The following is a 4731-nucleotide window of genomic DNA, read 5'->3' on the forward strand; positions in this document are numbered from 1 at the left end:
TATCGATCTGAGCGCTGGCTGAGGCAGGAAAAAGATCGAAGATATGGCTGTCATAGCCTGTGGCTGCTGCAAGACTCGCGGTTGCCTGCGCCTCAAGAGAACGTCCGTAAATCATCAGCCTGACGCATGGCCTGAACCCCACCTCAAAGCCATTGAGATTCCAGCCCGTCCGGGTTTGCGTGGGCAGGCACACCAGCGATTGTGCTTGCGGATCGTAGCGCAGCCCCACCGGTTTTCTCTGTTCCAGGCGGTTCAGCACGGCGAGCAGAGGCTGTGCCGAGCGTAGTTTATGGAGCGTCAGCGTGATCCCACCGCCGCAGGGCAGAACGATGTCAAACCACGGCGAACCTTCGCCATAGCGAATTTCGCGATCGCGGCCTGAGCCCATCATCTCCAGCGCTTCAAAAGCGGCAGCGGCCTCCACGCAGCCGCCAGAGACAAAACCGCAGTAACGACCATCTTCGCGCACCACCATCTGCGCCCCGAGCGGGCGCGCCGCGCCGCCGCGTATCTCCACCAGCGTCACCAGCACCGCTCCTTTACCGGACATTAGCGCCTCTACGGCGAAGCGCAGAATGGTCCGGTGGTCATCGGTGAGAAACGCCTGCTCTGGCTTATGCCAGTGTTCGTCTTTGTCAAAAAGCGGGTATGACATTGTTCCTCCTTAAACCACATCCGGCAGCTTATCGAGCAGCTTATCCAGAGTGATGGGATAATCCCGTACCCGAATACCGGTGGCGTTATACACCGCGTTGGCGATAGCCGCGCTCACGCCGCACAGGCCCAGCTCACCGACACCTTTGGCCTTCATCGGGGAGGATATGGGGTCGGTATCATCCAGGAAAATCACCTCCTGTTTTGGGATATCCGCATGAACCGGCACCTCATACCCCGCCATATCGTGATTAACGAAGTAGCCCAAACGGTCATCCACCGCCAGCTCCTCCATCAGTGCCGCGCCCATGCCCATAGTCATTGCGCCAATGACCTGGCTGCGAGCAGTTTTCGGATTCAGGATGCGTCCTGCAGCACACACAGCGAGCATACGCCGGACCCGAACTTCTCCCGTCGCGCTATGCACGCCGACCTCCACAAAATGCCCGGCAAAGGTCGACTGCTGGTACTCTTTGCTCAGTGTTCCGAATTCAATGCTCTCTTCCGCTGTCAGTCTGCCGCCTGCGGTGGCTTCATGTAGCGTGGCGCTTCGGGTACCGTTGGTAATCTTGCCGTCGGCAAACTGCGACTGCTCAGGATCAAACCCGACTGCCGAGGCAATCATTTCGCGAAGCTTCATACAGGCGGCGTAAACGCCGGAGGTGGAGGTATTCGCGCCCCATTGTCCACCAGAACCCGCAGAAACCGGGAAACTGGAATCGCCGAGGTGAACCGCAACCTGCTCCAGCGGTACGCCTAGCATTTCCGCTGCCGTCTGGGCCAGAATGGTGTAGCTGCCGGTGCCAATGTCGGTCATGTCCGTTTCTACGGTAACGGTGCCGTTTTGTTCGAGGTGAACCCGAGCACCCGATTTTTCCAGCAGATTATTGCGAAAGCCCGCCGCAACACCGTGGCCGACTAGCCACTCCCCGTCGCGCACCTGTCCGGGTGTGGCGTTGCGCTGCTTCCAGCCAAATTTATCCGCTCCGGTGCGCAAGCACTCGATAAGCTGACGGCGAGAGAAGCAGCGCGTCGGGTCGGCGGGGTCAACCTGAGTGTCATTCAGGATGCGAAACTCGACGGGATCGATGCCCGCTTTTTCCGCCAGTTCGTCGATCGCGATTTCGAGCGCCATCAGACCGGGGGCTTCGCCGGGCGCACGCATGGCGTTCCCTTCCGGCAAATCAAGCGTGGCGAGCCGCAGGCCGGTATGACGATTCGCCCCGGCGTAGAGTAATTCGCTTTGCTGTACCGCCGTTTCCGGCGTGCCGCCGGGCAGGTTTCCAGACCAGCTTTCATGTGAGATAGCGGTGATTTTCCCGCTCTGGTCGGCACCGATACGCAAGTGCTGAAGGGTGGCGGGGCGGTGCGTGGTGTTATTGGGAATAGAGGGGCGGGGGAGCATCACTTTAACCGGACGTTTCACCGCTCGGGCGGCGAGGGCCGCCAGCAGCGCATCGCTTCTCAGGAACAGCTTGCCGCCAAACCCTCCGCCGATATACGGGGAGATAATACGCACATTCTCCACGGGAACTTTCAGCGTTTTTGCCAGATCGGTGCGGCACCAGTCAATCATCTGATTTGAGGTCCAGAGGGTAAGCTTATTTCCATCCCAGACGGCCATCGAGGCATGCGGCTCCATCGCCATATGGCTCTGGTCCGGGGTCGTGTAGGTAGCATCAATCTTCACCGCAGCGGAGGTGAAAGCCCCGTCAAAGTCACCGACGTTTTTGTCGGGCGTGTCTTCCGGCGGCTGATTGACGGCCTGTTTTTCGTCCGCCAGGGAGTAAGCTCCTTTATTACGGCGATAGTGTGCCTGCACCAGCGAGGCCGCCGCTCGCGCCTGTTCGAAGGTCTCGGCCACTACCAGCGCAATGGCCTGATGATAGTGCTCAATAGTGGGGCCGCCTAACAGCCTGGCGGTGTTTTTGTCGCCTTTGCCGAGTGCCCCGGCGTTACTGGCGGTAATGACAGCCAGTACGCCCGGCGCTTTTTGCGCGGCGTCCGTATCAAGGGCGGTGAGGCGTCCTTTGGCAATGGCGGAACCGACGATATAGCCATAGGCGGCGTTGGGGGCTTCTTCATGCCATTCGTAGGCGTAGCGTGCCGTGCCGGTAGTTTTCAGCGGTCCGTCGATGCGGTCATGGGGACGACCGACAACCTTCAGCTGATCGATCGGGTTTTCCCCTGCGGGTTTATCAAATTTCATGCCTGTGCCCTCGCTTCAGCCAGTACGGAGGCAAGCGTTCGCTTCGCCAACAGGAGTTTAAAGGTGTTTTCAGCGGTGGGATGGGCGCTGGCGAACAGCGTGTCATATACGGCCTGCGCCCCCTGGGATAGCTGAGCATCCGCAGCCTCAATGCGCCAGGGCTTATGTGCTACTCCGCCCAGCGCGACGCGCCCGCTGCCGTCAGGCTGAATAATCGCCGCGACCGATACCAGGGCAAAGGCGTAGGAGGCGCGATCGCGCACCTTACGGTAGATATGTTTTCCGCCGAGCGGTGGAGGTAACGTCACCGCAACGATAAGCTCACCGGGAAGCAGGGCGGTTTCAATGTGCGGCGTTTTTCCCGGAGGGTGATAAAAATCAGCCAGTGTGATACTGCGAGTCTTTCCCTCCGGCGTGATGGTTTCCACCACCGCATCCAGCAACCGCATTGCGACCGCCATATCGCTCGGATGGGTGGCAATGCAGGCTTCGCTTACGCCTACCACCGCGTGCTGACGGCTAAAGCCTTCAAGCGCCGCGCAGCCGCTCCCGGGCAGGCGCTTATTGCAGGGCTGATTGGTGTCGTAAAAATAGGGGCAGCGCGTGCGCTGGAGCAGATTACCTGCGGTGGTTGCCTGATTACGTAACTGACCAGACGCGCCAGCGAGCAGGGCGCGGGAGAGTACCGCGTAATCACGACGCACGCGCTCGTGAGCCGCCAGGTCGGTGTTCCGTACCAGTGCGCCGATGCGCAGCCCACCCGCGTCGGTCACTTCAATCTTATCGAGCCCGAGGCCGTTCACATCGATAAGGTGGGTGGGCGTTTCAATTTCCAGCTTCATCAGGTCCAGCAGATTGGTCCCGCCCGCGATAAATTTTGCGCCGGGTACGCGCTGAGCGCTAAGTGCCGCCTCGGCTGGGGTATTCACTCGTTCATAGGTAAACGCCTTCATGATTTTATCTCCCCCGCAGCATCTTCAATGGCGGCAAGGATGTTAGCGTATGCACCACAGCGACAGATGTTGCCGCTCATACGTTCACGGATCTCATCGGCAGTTGTTTCTGGAGCGGAAACCAAATCGACCGTGACGTGACTGGGAATGCCGTCCTGAATCTCTTTTAGCACCGCTACTGATGAGCAAATTTGCCCGGAGGTGCAGTAGCCGCACTGGAAGCCATCATGCTTGATAAAGGCCGCCTGCATGGGGTGAAGATTATCTGGCGAACCCAGGCCTTCAATGGTGGTGATCTCGGCCCCCTGATGCATGACTGCAAGCGTCAGGCAGGCATTAAGCCTGCGACCATTGACCAGCACGGTACAGGCTCCGCACTGTCCGTGATCGCAACCTTTCTTGGTACCGATCAAATGCAGATTTTCACGCAAAGTGTCCAGTAGCGTGGTTCGGGTATCCACCTCAAGCTGCTCGGTTTTGCCGTTCACCTTCAGTGTCAGGGGCATTATCTCGGGCGCGGGTGTAGCTGCCGGAACGCTTGCCGCCAGCGTAGAATGAGGATAAACCACGGCGGTCGCCGCTGTTGCGGCGCTCACTTTAATCAGATCGCGACGGGTCAAACTTAAATCGTGCGGCTCGTGCTTCCCAACCCGATTATCTTCGGGGTATTCGCCTTGGTTGCTCATACCAGGCCTCCGGTATTCTAAAGGGGAAAATAAGAGTGCGTTGCGAGAGTGCTGATGCTTTTTTAAACGTTAAGCATAGTCGGCGACAGCAGGAGGATTATTCTTAAAACGCGAATGCAGCTATGAGCCCGGCTAATAAATTCATGTTCGCCGGGATGTTGATGATGATGGGAGCTGGTTTATTGCTTTAGTTGTACGATGCAAAAACCAATAAGGAAACCTGTGATTT

4 protein-coding genes are annotated in these 4731 nt (G+C 58.4%); all 4 read right to left on the minus strand.

The features are described from left to right. On the minus strand, positions 1-655 hold a 655-nt coding region (paoD, locus tag RTW80_RS22470; RefSeq protein ID WP_312720265.1), incomplete at its 3' end, for a molybdenum cofactor insertion chaperone PaoD. A 9-nt stretch (positions 656-664) separates the two neighbouring features. Beyond that, positions 665-2863, minus strand: a complete 2199-nt coding sequence (gene paoC / locus RTW80_RS22475) for an aldehyde oxidoreductase molybdenum-binding subunit PaoC (protein WP_000667026.1) — start codon at positions 2861-2863, stop codon at positions 665-667. Beyond that, entirely contained in the window at positions 2860-3816 is a 957-nt protein-coding gene (gene paoB / locus RTW80_RS22480; protein WP_000643333.1) for an aldehyde oxidoreductase FAD-binding subunit PaoB, read from the minus strand. The genes paoC and paoB overlap by 4 nt, the downstream gene beginning before the upstream one ends. Beyond that, positions 3813-4502 (minus strand): aldehyde dehydrogenase iron-sulfur subunit PaoA, encoded by a 690-nt coding sequence (gene paoA / locus RTW80_RS22485; protein ID WP_000070700.1) that lies wholly within the window; start codon positions 4500-4502, stop codon positions 3813-3815. Before paoA ends, paoB begins: the two co-directional genes overlap by 4 nt. Between the last annotated feature and the right edge of the window lie 229 nt (positions 4503-4731).

The sequence above is a fragment of the Escherichia sp. AM3 genome, from assembly GCF_032029835.1.
Lineage (GTDB): Bacteria > Pseudomonadota > Gammaproteobacteria > Enterobacterales > Enterobacteriaceae > Escherichia > Escherichia coli.